Here is a 14,097-nt window from a genome sequence, read left to right as displayed (position 1 = left end):
ACCAGCGCCACCGTTACCGGCGGTGTTGGAGCCGTTGCTGGCACTGCCATTGCTGGCGCTGCCATTGGTGCTGGAACCCCCTGCGCCACCGGTGCCCGCGCCTGCCGTGCGGGTGCTGCCTCCACCGTTGCTGGTGGCGGTGCCGCCCGTGCCGCTGGCCGTGGTTGCTCCACCGGCACCGGTGTTTCCTCCGTTGCCGCCGCTGCCCTGGCCTTGGTCGTTGGCACCGCCGTTGGCGGCGCCACTGCGGCCGCCATCACCGCTGCCGCTACCGTTGGCTGAGACCGTGCCGCCGCTGTCGCCGCCATTGGCGCGTCCGCCATAACCCTTGCCACCGTTGCCGGCGCTGGCACTGCCATTGTTGGCACTGCCATTGGTGACGTTACCGTTGAATGCATCGCCGCCATTCGAGCCCACAGCCCCTTCACCTCCAGCGCCCGTGCCACCCGTGCCCTTGCCGCTGGCCGTGCCTCCATAGCCCTTGCCGCCATCGCCTCCGTAGCCCTTGCCGCCGTTGGCGTTGCCGGTGTTGTAGGCGTTGTTTCCGATGTCACGTACGTGGTTGCCCGTGACCATGCCGTGAAGGCTGCTGGTTGCAGTGGCTTTGGATACGTTGAAAGCGTCGGTGAATGTGCCGGTGGAGCCGTTGTTCAGCGCAGCCGAACGTGCGGCATTGGCAGTTGCAGCGCCCGAGTCCTTGTTGATGCTGTTGTCGGTTTTGTTGGCGTTCCTTGTTTTGGTGATGGTGTCGTTATCGTTTTTCGTGTAATTGCGCACACTGTTGTCGGTCTTGGTGTGGCTGTTGTTGTCTGTACTCGTGGTGGTGCTGGTACTGGTGCTGGTGTTGTTTCCGCTTTCGGTACCCTGGGATGTGTTCTGGTCTGTGCTGCCAAATGCCACGCCGCTGATGCCGAACGCAACTGCCATGGCCGAAGCCACAAGTGTCTTCTTCATAAAGCCTCCTACGGTGGAATGAAACAAGGTCAAGGATTGAGTTGCGCGGACGCAATTCGGAGGTCGTTCAGCAACTTCAGTGCCAGCCACATTCCGGTGGGATGTGGTGGCACCGCGCTACTGGAGAAGTGGCGTGCCAAGGGGGCCAAACAGGCGAGGCAAAAGTGAAGCGGGCAGGATGGTTCCGCGCAAAGTGTCACAGGAGGTTGACGCCATTGCCTCAGGCCGCAGCGTTTTCGGTGTGTCAGCGCCCGCTGCCGCAGTTGATTCATCTGCAAAACCACCCGGCGACTGCCACAGGCCTGGTGTCTCAGTGCTGTGACGCAGGGGTTGCGCAGTGCGGGTTGCAATGGGGTTGGGCGCACCAACTGATCTACAAAAGTGGCAGTGCGAAACGCAGGTGTGGCCGGCGCGGGCTCCGTCTCGGCTCTGCGACTGTGGGTTGATACCAGTGTGATGTCTTGCGCCCAAACTTACTTCCACTTGCAGAGTGGTGCTTGCACACCCAGAGGCCACGCGCCTATTCTTGCCCCGCGTTCACCGCCACTGTTGGCACAACAAAAACGCCGTTGCAGCGCCATCGGGAGTAGTCGCATGAAAACGCACAGCTCACACAGACCCTGGGTTTTGGTTACCGGTTCGGTCATGGCGCTTTCAAGTGCCATGGTGCAGGCGCAAAGCGTGCCCGCACGCAAGGGCATTACACAGCGCATTGAGGCGCTGGAACAGCAGGTCAGCGCGCAAGGTCGGGAAATCGAGGCGATGCGCCAGCAGGTGCTTGAACAGGAGGCCCGCTACCAGGACCTGGAGCGCTCGGTGGCCGAGTCAGCACGCAGCGCGCCGCAGCCAGCCACGGCCGAGGCGGCGCCTGCGGGCAATGTGCCTGCCGACACCGGGGCCCGCCCCGTGCGGGTGGGGGTGGCACCGGCGGTGGACAACCAGCCACCGGCGGTGGCGCCCTTGTTCGACCAGCCCGGCATCCTCACGCAGCCGGGTCACTATGTGCTGGAGCCGTCCCTGCAATACGGCTACTCGTCCAGCAACCGCGTGGCGCTGGTCGGCTACACCATCATTCCGGCGCTGTTGATCGGGTTGATCGACGTGCGGGAGGTCAAGCGCAACACCCTGACTGCGGCGCTCACCGGCCGCTGGGGGCTGACCCGCCGCCTTGAAGTGGAAATGAAGGTGCCTTATGTGTACCGCTCGGACGATTCGATCAGCCGCGAGATCTTTACGGGGTCGGCGTCTGAGCAGGCGTTCAACTCCAGCGGCCGTGACATTGGCGATATCGAGTTTGCGGCGCGCTACCAGCTCAATGAGCCCAAGGGCAATGACCCCTATCTGATTGGTTCGCTGCGCTTCAAGACCCGCACCGGCAAGGACCCGTTCGAGGTGGTTACCGACTGCGTGACGCGTTGCCTGGGCAACACCACCGGCACAGGGTTGCCGCTGGACCTGCCCACGGGATCGGGCTTTTATTCGCTGCAGCCTTCTCTCACCTGGTTGCTGCCTTCGGACCCGGCCGTGTTTTTTGGCGGCATCAGCTACACGCACAACTTCGGCCGCAGCAATGTGAGCCGTCGGGTGCTGGCGGGCGAACAGGAGTTCATCGGCAGCGTCAAGCCTGGCGACGTATGGGGCATCAACTTCGGCATGGGTCTAGCGATCAATGACCGCTCGTCCTTCAGCGTGGGCATTGACCTCAATTCCGTGGGGCGCACCAAACAGAACGGCTTGCCCGTGCCCAGCTCGGTGCGCACGCAGCTGTCGTCACTCCTGCTCGGCTATTCGTACCGCTACAGCAACCGGACCACCCTGAACGTCACGGTGGGTGCGGGCCTCACGCGCGACACGCCTGACCTCACGCTGAGCGTGCGCCTTCCGATGTCCTTTTGATGATGCAACGTGAACCTACGAGATCAACATGCAATGCCTGTGCGCAAAATTTTATGCCTGAGTCTTGGAGCAGAGGGCCAGATTGTGGAAGGCCACCTGCGGCGCGCGGGGTGGGAGGTTGCGTGCTGCAGCGATGTGTCCGCAGCACGCAGCCTTCTGGCGCAGCGCAAGTTTTCCGTGGCGCTGGTGGTGGCCGATGCCGCGCAGCGGCTGGACGAGGACGGAGTGGTCGCTGTGGAGGCCTGTGTCCATGCCTCGCTGCAAACGGAATGGGTGGCTTTATGTGAACAGGCGGTGCTGGAGTCGCATGCGTTCCGTGCGCTGATACTGAACTGTTTTTTTGACTATCAGGTGCTGCCGCTGGAATGGCCCGATCTGGACCGGATGATCGAACACGCTGCGCAGCGCGCCCTGCTGCGCCACGGGTCCACAGACGCCTTGCCCGAGGCCGATACCTTGGGCATGGTGGGGCAGGCCGCGTCGATGGTGCAGTTGCGCAAGGACATCCGCAAGGTGGCGGGTGCCTTTGCGCCAGTGTTGATTCAGGGGGAGAGCGGCAGTGGAAAGGAGCTGGCAGCACATGCCATCCATGCCCATTCTCCGCGCAAAAACGGGCCCTGGGTGGAGGTCAACTGTGGCGCCATTGCGCCCTCTTTGATCCAGTCCGAGCTTTTCGGCTACGTGAGGGGTGCATTCACTGGAGCGTCTGCCGACCGACGCGGGCTGATCGAAGCCGCCGACGGCGGTACCGTCTTTCTGGACGAGATCGGTGACCTGCCGCTTGAACTGCAGGCGAATCTGCTGCGTTTCCTGCAAGAAAAGACCATACAGCGCGTGGGCGCCGTGCGCAACACGGCAGTCGATGTGCGGGTGGTGGCGGCTTCGCATGTGAACTTGGCCGAGGCGGTGGCGCGGGGGCGTTTCCGGGAAGATTTGTACTACCGGCTCAATGTGCTCACCATCGAGGTCCCCCCGCTGCGACAGCGTATGGACGATGTGCCGCTGCTGGCCAAGCATTTCCTCAAGATATGCGCTGCCGACCGGCCACGGCGCGTGGAAGGATTCGACCGGCAGGCCCTGTCGGCCATGGCTGCCTATTCATGGCCTGGCAATGTGCGCGAGCTTTACAACTGCGTGCAGCGTGCGGTGGTCATGACCGACCAGCGCTATATCAGTGCCCGCGATCTTGGCCTGGCGCCCGTCGATGTGGTGGCTGGTACCGACCTGGATGCAGCCCGCACGCTGGCCGAGCGCGAAGCGATTGCGCGGGCGCTGACGCTGGTGGGAAACAACGTCACGCGCGCCGCCCGCGAGCTGGGTGTCTCACGCATGACGCTGTATCGACTGATGGACAAGCACCGTATCAACGCGGAGACATCGTAAGCCTGCGCTAAGAGCCTCAATCGGCCTTGCGCGTCGCCCCACCGCGCCCACCCCGGCCGCGTCTGGTGTGCCCCGCGCTCTGGCAGGCACGCCGGAAGGCGCGCAGGGTCTGCTCGGCCCGGCTGAGTACGGTGCCCTCTACATCGGCGGTCAGGTCGGGCAGCGCGCCCGGTCCCATCCCCGAGGCTTCGCCCGTCAGCAGCGCAATGCCTTCGCTCACATGGTTCACGGTGTAGACATGGAACAGACCGCGTTTTACGGCATCGAGAACGGCGTGGCTGAGCATCAGGTGGCGCACGTTGCGGGCGGGGATCAGCACGCCCTGCGTGCCATCCAGCCCTGCTGCGGCGCAGGCCTGGAACCAGCCCTCGATCTTTTCGTTGATGCCACCCACGGGCAGCACCTCGCCGTGCTGGTTGAGGGCGCCCGTCACGGCAATGCCCTGGCGCAGCGGCAGGCCCGACAGGCTGGACAGCAGCGCGTACAGCTCGGCGCACGACGCCGAGTCGCCCTCCACGCCGCTGTACTCCTGCTCGAACACGATGGAGGCGTTGAGGGCCAGTGGGGCCACATGGCTGAACAGCGCGGTCAGGTAGCTGTGCAATATCAGCACGCCCTTGTCGTGGATGGGGCCGGACATATCGACTTCGCGCTCGATGTTGAGCAGGCCTTCGTGCCCGGCAAACGTGCGCGCCGTGATGCGCACGGGGAACCCGAAGCGATAGTCGCCCAGATCGACCTGCGTCATGGCATTGATCTGGCCGGCCACCGTGCCCTTCAGAGTGATGAGGCGCTCGCCCTCGGTGATGGACTCGTGCAGTTGTTCTTCGGGATAGTTGTGGCGCAGGGTGTGGGACCACAGTGCCGCATCCACATCTGGCGCCTCGACCAGCACGCCGCCGCGTGCGCGGCAAAGGGCCGCGCTTTCGATCACCAGGGCGTCGGTGTTGGCAAATAGCGCACTCTGGCGGCTCTGGTCGTCGGCTTCGCGGTGGGTCTGCTCCAGCAGGCGTGCCACGGCGCTCGGGGCAAAGTGGGGAAGACCGCGCTTTTTGCAGCTGTGGGCGACAAAGATGGCGGTGGCGTGGCGCGTGGCGGGGCTGGCAATAAAGCGCTCGGCAAAGTCCACCTTCACGCGAAAGCGGCGCGCGGTGTCGGGGTCGGCTTCCTGCAGGGCGTAGTACTCATCGACCGAGCCGATCAGCACGATCTTCACGTCCACATCCACCGCTTCGGGCTGCAGCGCGACGGGCGCGGTGGTGCCGTGCGCGGCGGTGCTGCCCTCATCGATCTGCAGGCGGCTGCTGCGCAGAAACCGTCGCAGCCGTGGCCACAGGCCCTCGTCTTCGACCAGGTCGCGCAGGTGCAGCAGGATGAAGCCACCATGGGCCTTGAGCAGGCTGCCCGCGCGAATGCACGAAAAGTCGGCATGCGGCGGATCGGTGTCGGTTTGCAGGTCGATGGCGCCAAACAGGCTGCGCAGCTGCGGGTTGTCTTCCACGATCACGGGAGCGCCGTCGCGCTCGCTGTTGTCCACCGCCAGGTTCACCTGGCAGCGGGCCAGCAGGTCGGCCACGCGCTGCTTGCGCTCGTCTTCGGCATCGGTGTCATCAGCGGCAGCATCGCCTGCTTCGAACAGTGCCAGGTGCGTCAGCACTTCGCGCTCGACCTGGTCGAGCCACTGGCCCAGCTTGGCGCCATCCTTGATCTGTTTTTTGAGACCCTGGCGGATGTCCTGCACCGCATGTTCGATCAATGGCTTGATGGTCTGGCGGCGCAAATTCACCAAGGCCTCATCGCGGGAGCGCTCCAGCGGGCGCATGGTGTCCAGAAAGCGCGCAATCTCGGTGCGCAGGGCCTGCTCGGCGGCATCGATTTCGGTGCGGCGTTCGCGCGGCAGGGCCAGGGCCTCGTTTTCCGTGAGCGGGTGGCCTTTGTCGCCCGTAAGGGTGAACACCATCTGGCCGCCTTCGCGCGATAGGCGAAAGTGGCGGGCCTCTGCAAAGGCATCCAGCGCGGCAAAGGCGCTGGCCTCCTGGGTTTGCCAGGCTTTCTGGATGGCCTCGGCTTCGGCTTTGCAATCGGGGCTGGCCAGGCGCTTGGGGATGTCGGTTTGCAGCATCTTGGCCATCTCCAGCATGGCTGTGCGCAACTGGCGTCCCTGGCCGGCGGGCAGGCGCAGGGCGCGGGGGCGCTCGGGGGCGTCAAAGTTGTGCAGATAGCACAGGTCAGGCGGCACGGCACGCTGGGCCGCAGCGGCCTGTGTGGCCTGGCGCAGCAGCGAGGTGCGCCCGCTGCCCACTTCGCCCAGAACGAACAGGTGGTAGTCGGGCTGGTCCATGGCCAGGCCAAACTGGGTGGCGGCCTGGGCGCGCTCTTGGCCGATCCAGGGCAGGGGCAGGTCCTGTAACTCGGCGGTGCTGGCAAAGCCCAGGGATTCGGGTGCGATGGTCAGCCGCAGCTGATGGGGTTCAAGGGCAATGGCGGGCATGGGCAATGGCGTTGCTGCAAGCCGCAACGGCCTGCGCACAGCGCAAAGCGGTTGACGGGTTGGTGCATAAAAATATGAGTAAAAATGGCCTCTAGCGCTTTATCAGTAAGCGCTAACAGCTATCAAAATAATAGTTATTTCGACATGGGGCACGCCCCAGCCGGCGCGCCACCTGCCAGCGCCCGGGCGTGCGCATCGGCCAGTGCAGCGGCATCGGGCACCGTGGTGGGCCAGCCGGCCAGGTGCTGTTGGGCCACCTGGCTGAGCGCGGTGATCCAGGCGTTGCTGTCGTTCAGGCAGGGGATGTAATGAAACTCTTGGCCGCCTGCGTGCAGAAACGCCTCGCGCACTTCCATGTTGATTTCTTCCAGCGTCTCCAGGCAGTCGCTGGTGAAGCCGGGGCACACCACGTCCACGCGCCGGGTGCCCGCCTTGCCCAGCGCTTCGATGGTGGGCTGGGTGTAGGGCTCCAGCCACTTGGCCTTGCCAAAGCGCGACTGAAAGGTGATCTGGTAGTGGTCCTTGCGCAGGCCCAGGCGTTCGGCCAGCAGGCGGCCGGTCTTGAGGCTTTCGCAGTGGTAGGGGTCGCCCAGGTGCAGCGTGCGCTCGGGCACGCCATGAAAGCTCATTACCAGCTTGTCGGGCTGGCCATGGTGCTTCCAGTGGGTTTCGATGGTGCGGGCCAGCGCGTCGATGTAGCCGGGATGGTCGTGGTAGCGGTTCACAAAGCGCAGCTCGGGCACATTGCGCGTGCGGGCGGCCCAGCTGTATACGGCGTCCAGCACGCTCGCCGTGGTGGTGCCAGAGTATTGCGGGTACAGCGGCAAAATCAGGATGCGGGTGGCGCCCTCGGCCTTGAGGGCGTCGAGCTGGCTGGCGATGGACGGGTTGCCGTAGCGCATGGCATGCCGCACCAGCACGTTGTGCCCGGCCTGGCCCAGCCAGCCGCGCAGCAGCGTGGCCTGTTTGGCGGTCCACACCGCCAGGGGCGAGCCCTCGGGGGTCCACACGCTGGCGTATTTTTTGGCGGATTTGCCAGGCCGCGTGCGCAGGATGATGCCGTGCAGGATGGCCCACCAGACCAGCCGCGGAATCTCGACCACCCGGTGGTCGCCCAGAAAATCGGCAAGATACCGCCGCACGGCAGAGGCCGTGGGCGCGTCGGGGGTTCCCAGGTTGCACAACAGCACGGCGGTGCGCTCGGCCTGGCCGTGGGTATAGGGCGGTTCGGTTTGAAAAGGCATGTCGCATTCTCCCGCATGGCAGGGCCGCGCGTGTCGTCACGGGCCTTTGCGCCGGTGCGCTGCGCATCACGCCGGTGTGCTTCGCGGAGGGGGCGTTAGCGTGCCCCGGCGTGGCCTTTGGTCTGTTCCCAGCGTGATTTGCAGGCCACGCAGTGCTGCGTCTGCGGCTCGATCTTGAGGCGCTCGAACGGAATGCTGCAGCCGCATTCGGCGCACAGACCATAGCTGCCGTCTTCCAGGGCCTCCAGGGCGTGGTCGATGCGCGCCAGGTCGGCTGCATCGATGTTGGTGAGCGCCTGGTCCACCTCGCGTCCCACATTGCCCTGCACGATGCCGTCCTGGTCGGCTGCGGGTGGCGCAAGGTTCTCGCGGTTTTGCTGCATCTGGGCCTGAAGGTCTTTGCGCACAGCCAGCAGACGGGACTTGAGTTCCTGGCTTTGGTCGGTGGTCAGTGTTTCGTTCATGGGGTTCTCCTAATGGGTTGATCTCTAGCAGGCCTGTTGCCGGGGCGCCTGTCGTACGCAATGGCTTGCATGGTACGGGCGTTTGCCCCGGTGTTCGGCACAAGGGGTTCGGCCCAACGGGCTAGAGCGTCATATTCTCGTGCGACAGCACGGTCTTTTTTACATGCACCGAGATGATGGCCACCACCTCGTCCGGCTTGGCCGGGCGCAGCAGCTGTTCGGATTCGACCGACACCTTGGTGACCAGCGAGTCGTCTTCGAGCAGGCAAAAGAAGGGCAGGGGATCGGGCTCGTGGGGCAGCTCGGCGCGGCCCTCCATGGCGCCGCGTGGCACGCGCAGGCCGTCGAGCAGGGTTTTCAGCCGGTTGTCGATGTCGCCGCCATCGGTGATCAGCGTGCCCCGCGGTTGCTGGCGAAACAACAGCACCGACAGCTCGGCATACAGGTCCAGCCGCTGGGTGACCAGGGGCGCAAACAGCAGCCCGCCTTTTTCCACGATCACAGAGACGCGGCCCGGGGCGGCCGGGTGGGCCAGCAGCCGTGCGGCAGCGTCCTTGAGCGGACGCTCCTGCCACAGGCGTTGCAGCTGGGGATGCAGGGCGCGACGGATTTCCCATTTGTGCGAGGACTTGGCGCCCTGTCCGTGCAGGGGACCTTCGTAGATCAAGCGAAATTCCATGGGGGTCCGGGTCTTCTGTGGAGGGTGACGGGGCCTGCCACTGCAGGAAGCCCTTCATTATGGGCAGGGATCCAGGGCAAAAAAAGCCTCCGGCACCCGTGTTCGGGGCGCTGGAGGCCATGATGGAGTAATGCGGCGGCAGATGTCGGGCCCTGCCGCCCCGGCCCTTCAATGGATCAGAACTTCACGGTCACGCCTGCGCTGACCGAGCGGCCCATGCCGGGCACGCTCACACCCCACGGCACGGCCGTGGCGGCCATGGTGCGGCCCTGGCCCAGGTAGGCGCCGCCCTGTGGGTGGTTGTAGAAGCGGTCGAACAGGTTGTCGATGCCAAAGTCCAGCCGCACCTGCTTCCACTCGTAGCTGGCGCGCAGGTTCAGCAGGCCGTAGCCTGCAGTGGGCAGCTCGTTGCGCACGGCAGAAAGGCGCGATTTTCCGTCCACCATCAGCACCTCGGCCGTGCCTGTCCAGGCGCCCAGGCGCTGGGTCAGGGCCACGCGCGCGTTCAGCGGCATGATGTTGTAGAGGTGGTCGCCCGTGGTGCGGTTCTTGCCGTTGACGAAGTTGAGCATGCCGCTCAGGGTGAACTGGCCCCACTGCGCACTCTTGCCCAGGTCGGCAAAGCCCGAAAGGTCAAAACCATGCAGGCGCGCATCCTGGTTGGCAAACTGCAGGTAGACAAAGCCCGTGTTGGCCGTCTGGTTGGCGCTGGTGCAGGCCGACATGGCGCCGCTGCCGCTGCAGCGGCGGGCGTCGATGTAGTCGTTCACATAGGTGAGGTAAGGCGTGAACTTCACGCCCCAGCGCTCACCCGTGGCGTCGTGCCAGTCGGCGGTGGCGCTCAGGGTGTTGGCGGTTTCGGGTTTCAGGTCGGGGTTGCCCACGTAACCATTGCCATCACCCACCATGTTGATCATGCGCATGGCCATGCCGCCGGTGGACCAGATGTAGCGCTCATAGAGGTTGGGCGAGCGCGTCTTGTGCGCAAAGCCGAACTCGTAGGTGGCGTTGGCGTTGGGCGCATAGCGTGCCAGGGCGGTGAAGTCGATGTTGTTGTCGCTGCGCTTGCGGTCACGGGCGTTGAAGGCATTGGCCTCCATGTTGTAGTTGGCGTTGTAGCCCTGCACGGCGCCGCTGTTCATGCGCACATGGCTGCTGCGCAGGCCCACTTGCGAGAGCCACTGCGGGTTCCAGCGTGACTCCCATTCGCCAAACACGTCAAAGCGGTCGCGCTGGCCATCGCGGATGTTCCAGAAGGTGTTGGGCGCCATGCCGCCGCCCGAGGGCAGCCACCAGTCGTCCAGGCTGTATTGCTGCGCCTCGGCACCTGCGCGCAGGGTGTCGCGTTCCGACAGGGTGATGTCGCCCTTGACCCGCACGCCGGTGGTCTTGCCCTCGGTGTCCATGGGCATGCCGGGCACGTTGTTGGCGGGGCCGTACAAGAACTGCTTGTCTTCGCCAAAGTTCATGGCGTGGCGGGTTTTCTCGTGGTAGGCCCGCGCCTGGAGCTGGCCCCAGCTGTACTGGCCCTGGTAGCGCAGGTTGAACTGGTGGCTGTCGTTGCCCGTCATGTCCATGCGCTGGTTGGGGTAGTTCTGGTAGGGAATGTCCTGCAGGCCCAGGCGCATTTCGACAAGGTGCTCATCACTGCGCAATGCGTACGCCAACGAATGGTTGCGGGTTTTGTAGCTGGAAGAACCCACCTCGTCGCCCCCCAGCCACTGCGCTGGCTTGTCGGTGGCGGCAGGGCCGGCGGCCTTGAAGTCGCGGGCCGCCTTGTAGTTGTCGGCCTCGGCGGTGGAGCCGTCGTAGCGCAGGCTCATCTGCTCGGTGGCGTAGGTGGCCGAGAGGTTGAGGCCCATGCCGTCGCCATTGCTGCGATAAAAAGCGCCAGCCTGGCCCTGGACCCGCCGGCCCTCGCCGGCGAGGGCGAATTCGGGCGCGGGCGAGTCGACCTGGATGGTGGCGCCAATGCTGTCACCGCCCACGCTGACCGGGGTAATGCCAGCGAACACACGCACGCTGCCCACGCGCGTGGGGTCGATGTACGACAGGGGCGGATTCATGTGGTTGCCGCAGGCCGAAACCAGATCCATGCCGTCCACCTGGATGCGCAGCCGATCGTCGGCCAGGCCATGCACGCTGGGCAGGCTGGAGACACCGCCCGCGCCAAACAGGCTCACGCCGGGCACGCTGCGCAGCAGGTTGGCGGTGTCGCTGCTGGCCGTGCGGCCAGACTGAAGGGTGCTGGCGTCCAGGTTGCTGGCGCCCACGGGTTCCACAGCGGCCTTGGATGCCTTGATGGTGATGGTCTGGAGTGCGGCCTCTTGTTGTGCGAGGGCCGCAAAGGGCAGGGCAGCCAGCAGGGCGCACAGGGGGCGCAGGGCAGGAAACGGGCGGCCGCGAAGGGCGTGCGAACGGGTGTGGGTGTTCATGTCTGTAATGCGGAAAAGGATGGGCGCCGAGCCCATGCAGCAGGGCCGCAGCCAAAGGCGGCGGGCACTGCCGGGGAAAAAACGGGGGGTGTTCAGCTCAGGCGTAAGCCGGAGGGGCCTGCGCAGGGGGGCGCAAGTTGGCGTGCCGTGGTGTCAGGGCAACGCTGGGTGCAATTTTGATGCGGTAGAACGCATCTTCCTGAATAGCCGCCACTGCGGTGGGCAGGCTGGGCGGCGTAAAGCTGGCTGCAGCAGCGCTGCAGACAGGGCAGTTCAGCCAGCCGCCCCCGGTGTGGTTGGCCGGTGATGTGTCCGGCGTTTGACCCGAATGGGTTGCGATCTGTGCCGAGCAGACATCGCTAAAAAGGGCCTGCTCCGACAGCATCTGCCCCCAATGCACCGTGCTCAACTGCACCATCCACAACTGGGCAAAAAGCGCCAGCATGGCCAGCGCCATGGCCAGGTGGTGGTTGCGTGGGCGGGATGGGCGTGATGTCACGCGGCGGATTCTGGCGCCGATGGCAGGTCAGTCACTTGTTATGTATCAAGAATCAAGAGCCACAGAGCAGCGCTGCGGGCGTGTGTCGCAAATCCCTGCAGGCCGCTCCTGTTGGCGGTGTGGGGTATTCTCTGACGGGTCTTTTCCGGGCACTGCCCGCCACCCGCCCTGCATCTATCCACTGTGTCTGCTTCCGTCATCGACATCACCCGCGTCCGCGCCGTCACCCTGGATCTGGACGACACCCTGTGGCCCATTTGGCCCACCATCACCCGTGCCGAGGGGGTCTTGCTGCAGTGGCTGGGCGAGCATGCTCCCGCCACTGCGACCCTGTATTCCGACACCGCCGCGCTGCGTGCCATCCGCAACCAGATGGTGAGCCTGCGCCCCGACTTGCGGCACGACCTGAGTGCCCTGCGCCGCGAGTCCATCCGTCTGGCCCTCACCCAGGCCGGGGACGATGCTGCGCTGGCCGAGCCCGCATTTGACGTGTTTTTTTCCGAGCGCCAGCGTGTGGAGCTATTTGAGGATGCCCACCCGGCGCTCGCCTTCCTGTCGCAGCGCTACCCCGTGGTAGCGGTGTCCAACGGCAATGCCGATGTGCACCGCGTGGGCATCGGCCACTATTTCAAGGCCAGCATCAGTGCGCAGGAGTTTGGCGTAGCCAAGCCCGATCCGCGCATCTTTCATGCTGCCGCCAGCGCCATGGGCGTTGAGCCCCATGAGGTGCTGCATGTAGGCGACGATGCCACCCTCGATGCGCTGGCGGCCATCACCGCCGGCATGCAGGCGGTGTGGTTGAACCCTGCGCAACAAGCCTGGCCCCACGACACGCCGCCCCATGCCACCGTGGCCAGCCTTACCGAGCTGTGCCGTCTGCTGGATGCCCCGGCCGCACCCTTTCCACCCGCTTCCTCCCAATAAAACGATGCGCTTTCCCCCGCCCCCATTGCCCGTCGTCCGATCTGTCGGGCTGATGCAACCACTGGCCTGGCTGGCCCTGGGCTGGCGCGACATGGCGCGTGCAGGCTCTATCAGCTTTGCGCATGGCCTGGCTATCACGCTGGTGGGCGCAGCCATCGTGGCCGTGGCCTACAACCGGTTCTGGCTGCTGGCCGGCGCGCTTTCGGGCTTTCTGGTGGTGGCGCCCGTGCTGGCCACCAGCCTGTATGCCCTCAGCCGTGCACTGGAGCAGCGCGAGCCCGCCGATACCGCCGTGGTGCTCAAAACCTGGCTCAACTGGCAACACAGCCATGTCCACAAATGGGGCAACGACTACTGGTGCATGGTGCAGTTTGGTGCCTTGCTGGCGCTGGCCGCCACGGGCTGGGTGGTGACCTCGGCGGCCTTGATCACCCTGCTGGCTCCTGTGCCCATCGAAACACCGCGAGATTTTTTGCTGCATGTGGTGCTGGCCGACGAGGGCTGGTTGTTTGAGTTGTGGCTGGCACTGGGCAGCCTGATGGCCGCGCCCATCTTCCTGTCCAGCGTGGTGGCCATGCCTTTGCTGCTGGACCGGCGCGCCAGTCTGCGCCAGGCCATCCTGACGAGCTGGCTGGCCGTGCTGGCCAATCCCTTGCCCATGGCGCTGTGGGCTGCACTGATCCTGGGGTTCACCTTGCTGGGTCTGGGTTCGCTGTTGCTGGGCATGATTGCCGTCATGCCCATGCTGGGCCATGCCAGTTGGCATGCTTACCGCGATCTGGTGGACGCCTCCAGCCTGCCGCTGCGCGAATCGGTCCACGCCACGCCGACCCAAGGGGGGCGCCCGTGATTTTTGGATACACCGAAGCGCAGATTTCGAGCTTCTTCCTCACCTACGGGGTGGGGGCCTTCATCCTGTACATGGTATTCATCATCGGGCAGCTGGCCTGGGCCTCCAAGGCCGGCCGGTTTGGCACTTTCGTGCTGTTTTTGGGCCTGGGCGTGGGGTTTCTCGGGTTTTTGGCCAAGGTGGTCATCCAGTGGTGGCTGGAGAAGTAACGCCGCCACCCGGCGGGCTTGCTGCAAGGGCGATGAACATGGGGCTGGCCCGATAAGGCTTCCATGCCA

The 14,097-nt window shown here is 65.0% G+C and carries 12 protein-coding genes; 5 read left to right on the top strand and 7 right to left on the bottom strand.

All coding sequences use genetic code 11. The annotated features are described in order from the left end of the window. The coding region (locus B7Y64_RS07405; RefSeq protein WP_291328594.1) for a hypothetical protein at positions 1–954 on the bottom strand (954 nt) is incomplete at its 3' end. A gap of 645 nt (positions 955–1,599) precedes the next feature. Between B7Y64_RS07405 and B7Y64_RS07400 the strand changes: the two genes are divergently transcribed. Then, the gene (locus B7Y64_RS07400; RefSeq protein ID WP_291326318.1) at positions 1,600–2,850 is read left to right on the top strand and encodes an acetate kinase; all 1,251 of its coding nucleotides are present in this window, start codon (positions 1,600–1,602) and stop codon (positions 2,848–2,850) included. 33 nt (positions 2,851–2,883) lie between these two features. Next, positions 2,884–4,233 (top strand): sigma-54 dependent transcriptional regulator, encoded by a 1,350-nt coding sequence (locus B7Y64_RS07395; RefSeq protein WP_291326316.1) that lies wholly within the window; start codon positions 2,884–2,886, stop codon positions 4,231–4,233. 16 nt (positions 4,234–4,249) lie between these two features. Here the strand turns inward: B7Y64_RS07395 and B7Y64_RS07390 are convergent, their stop codons facing one another. From B7Y64_RS07390 to B7Y64_RS07365, 6 genes are all read right to left on the bottom strand, one after another. Then, on the bottom strand, positions 4,250–6,724 hold the full coding sequence (locus tag B7Y64_RS07390; RefSeq protein ID WP_291326314.1) for a Lon protease family protein: 2,475 nt from the start codon (positions 6,722–6,724) through the stop codon (positions 4,250–4,252). 134 nt (positions 6,725–6,858) lie between these two features. Continuing rightward, entirely contained in the window at positions 6,859–7,968 is a 1,110-nt protein-coding gene (gene hemH / locus B7Y64_RS07385) for a ferrochelatase (protein WP_291328591.1), read from the bottom strand. A gap of 95 nt (positions 7,969–8,063) precedes the next feature. After that, positions 8,064–8,432, bottom strand: coding sequence for a TraR/DksA C4-type zinc finger protein (locus tag B7Y64_RS07380; protein ID WP_291326312.1), 369 nt, complete (start codon positions 8,430–8,432; stop codon positions 8,064–8,066). 121 nt (positions 8,433–8,553) lie between these two features. Further along, a complete protein-coding gene (locus tag B7Y64_RS07375) occupies positions 8,554–9,111 on the bottom strand; it encodes a hypothetical protein (protein WP_291326310.1) in 558 nt (185 codons plus the stop codon). Positions 9,112–9,287: 176 nt separating this feature from the next. Then, the gene (locus B7Y64_RS07370) at positions 9,288–11,546 is read right to left on the bottom strand and encodes a TonB-dependent receptor (RefSeq protein ID WP_291326308.1); all 2,259 of its coding nucleotides are present in this window, start codon (positions 11,544–11,546) and stop codon (positions 9,288–9,290) included. A 97-nt stretch (positions 11,547–11,643) separates the two neighbouring features. Further along, positions 11,644–12,045 (bottom strand): DUF2946 family protein, encoded by a 402-nt coding sequence (locus B7Y64_RS07365; RefSeq protein WP_155886565.1) that lies wholly within the window; start codon positions 12,043–12,045, stop codon positions 11,644–11,646. 183 nt (positions 12,046–12,228) lie between these two features. On the opposite strand from B7Y64_RS07365, the gene B7Y64_RS07360 reads away from it, so the two are divergent. Genes B7Y64_RS07360 through B7Y64_RS07350 form a run of 3 tightly spaced genes read left to right on the top strand, consistent with a single transcriptional unit; the run spans position 12,229 to position 14,028 of the window. Beyond that, positions 12,229–12,969: an HAD-IA family hydrolase gene (locus B7Y64_RS07360; protein ID WP_291328587.1), complete on the top strand. Its 741-nt coding sequence runs from the start codon at positions 12,229–12,231 to the stop codon at positions 12,967–12,969. A gap of 4 nt (positions 12,970–12,973) precedes the next feature. Beyond that, positions 12,974–13,819 carry a DUF2189 domain-containing protein gene (locus B7Y64_RS07355; protein ID WP_024815662.1) on the top strand — a complete coding sequence of 282 codons (846 nt, stop codon included), beginning with the start codon at positions 12,974–12,976 and terminating at the stop codon, positions 13,817–13,819. After that, entirely contained in the window at positions 13,816–14,028 is a 213-nt protein-coding gene (locus tag B7Y64_RS07350; protein ID WP_024815661.1) for a DUF2788 domain-containing protein, read from the top strand. Before B7Y64_RS07355 ends, B7Y64_RS07350 begins: the two co-directional genes overlap by 4 nt. The last annotated feature ends 69 nt before the right edge of the window (positions 14,029–14,097 follow it).

It is taken from the genome of Acidovorax sp. 35-64-16, from assembly GCF_002281195.1.
Classification (GTDB): Bacteria; Pseudomonadota; Gammaproteobacteria; order Burkholderiales; family Burkholderiaceae_C; genus Acidovorax; species Acidovorax defluvii.
The sequence above is the reverse complement of the archived record's forward strand: the minus strand, read 5'-3'. Positions and strand labels throughout refer to the sequence as shown.

What these genes read in the sequence shown, in the direction of transcription:
- B7Y64_RS07400 (WP_291326318.1), top strand. Translation starts at nt 1,600, where the DNA reads ATGGCGCTTTCAAGTGCCATGGTGCAGGCGCAAAGCGTGCCCGCACGC.
- B7Y64_RS07395 (WP_291326316.1), top strand. Translation starts at nt 2,884, where the DNA reads ATGCCTGTGCGCAAAATTTTATGCCTGAGTCTTGGAGCAGAGGGCCAG.
- B7Y64_RS07390 (WP_291326314.1), bottom strand. Translation starts at nt 6,724, where the DNA reads ATGCCCGCCATTGCCCTTGAACCCCATCAGCTGCGGCTGACCATCGCA.
- hemH (WP_291328591.1), bottom strand. Translation starts at nt 7,968, where the DNA reads ATGCCTTTTCAAACCGAACCGCCCTATACCCACGGCCAGGCCGAGCGC.
- B7Y64_RS07380 (WP_291326312.1), bottom strand. Translation starts at nt 8,432, where the DNA reads ATGAACGAAACACTGACCACCGACCAAAGCCAGGAACTCAAGTCCCGT.
- B7Y64_RS07375 (WP_291326310.1), bottom strand. Translation starts at nt 9,111, where the DNA reads ATGGAATTTCGCTTGATCTACGAAGGTCCCCTGCACGGACAGGGCGCC.
- B7Y64_RS07370 (WP_291326308.1), bottom strand. Translation starts at nt 11,546, where the DNA reads ATGAACACCCACACCCGTTCGCACGCCCTTCGCGGCCGCCCGTTTCCT.
- B7Y64_RS07355 (WP_024815662.1), top strand. Translation starts at nt 12,974, where the DNA reads ATGCGCTTTCCCCCGCCCCCATTGCCCGTCGTCCGATCTGTCGGGCTG.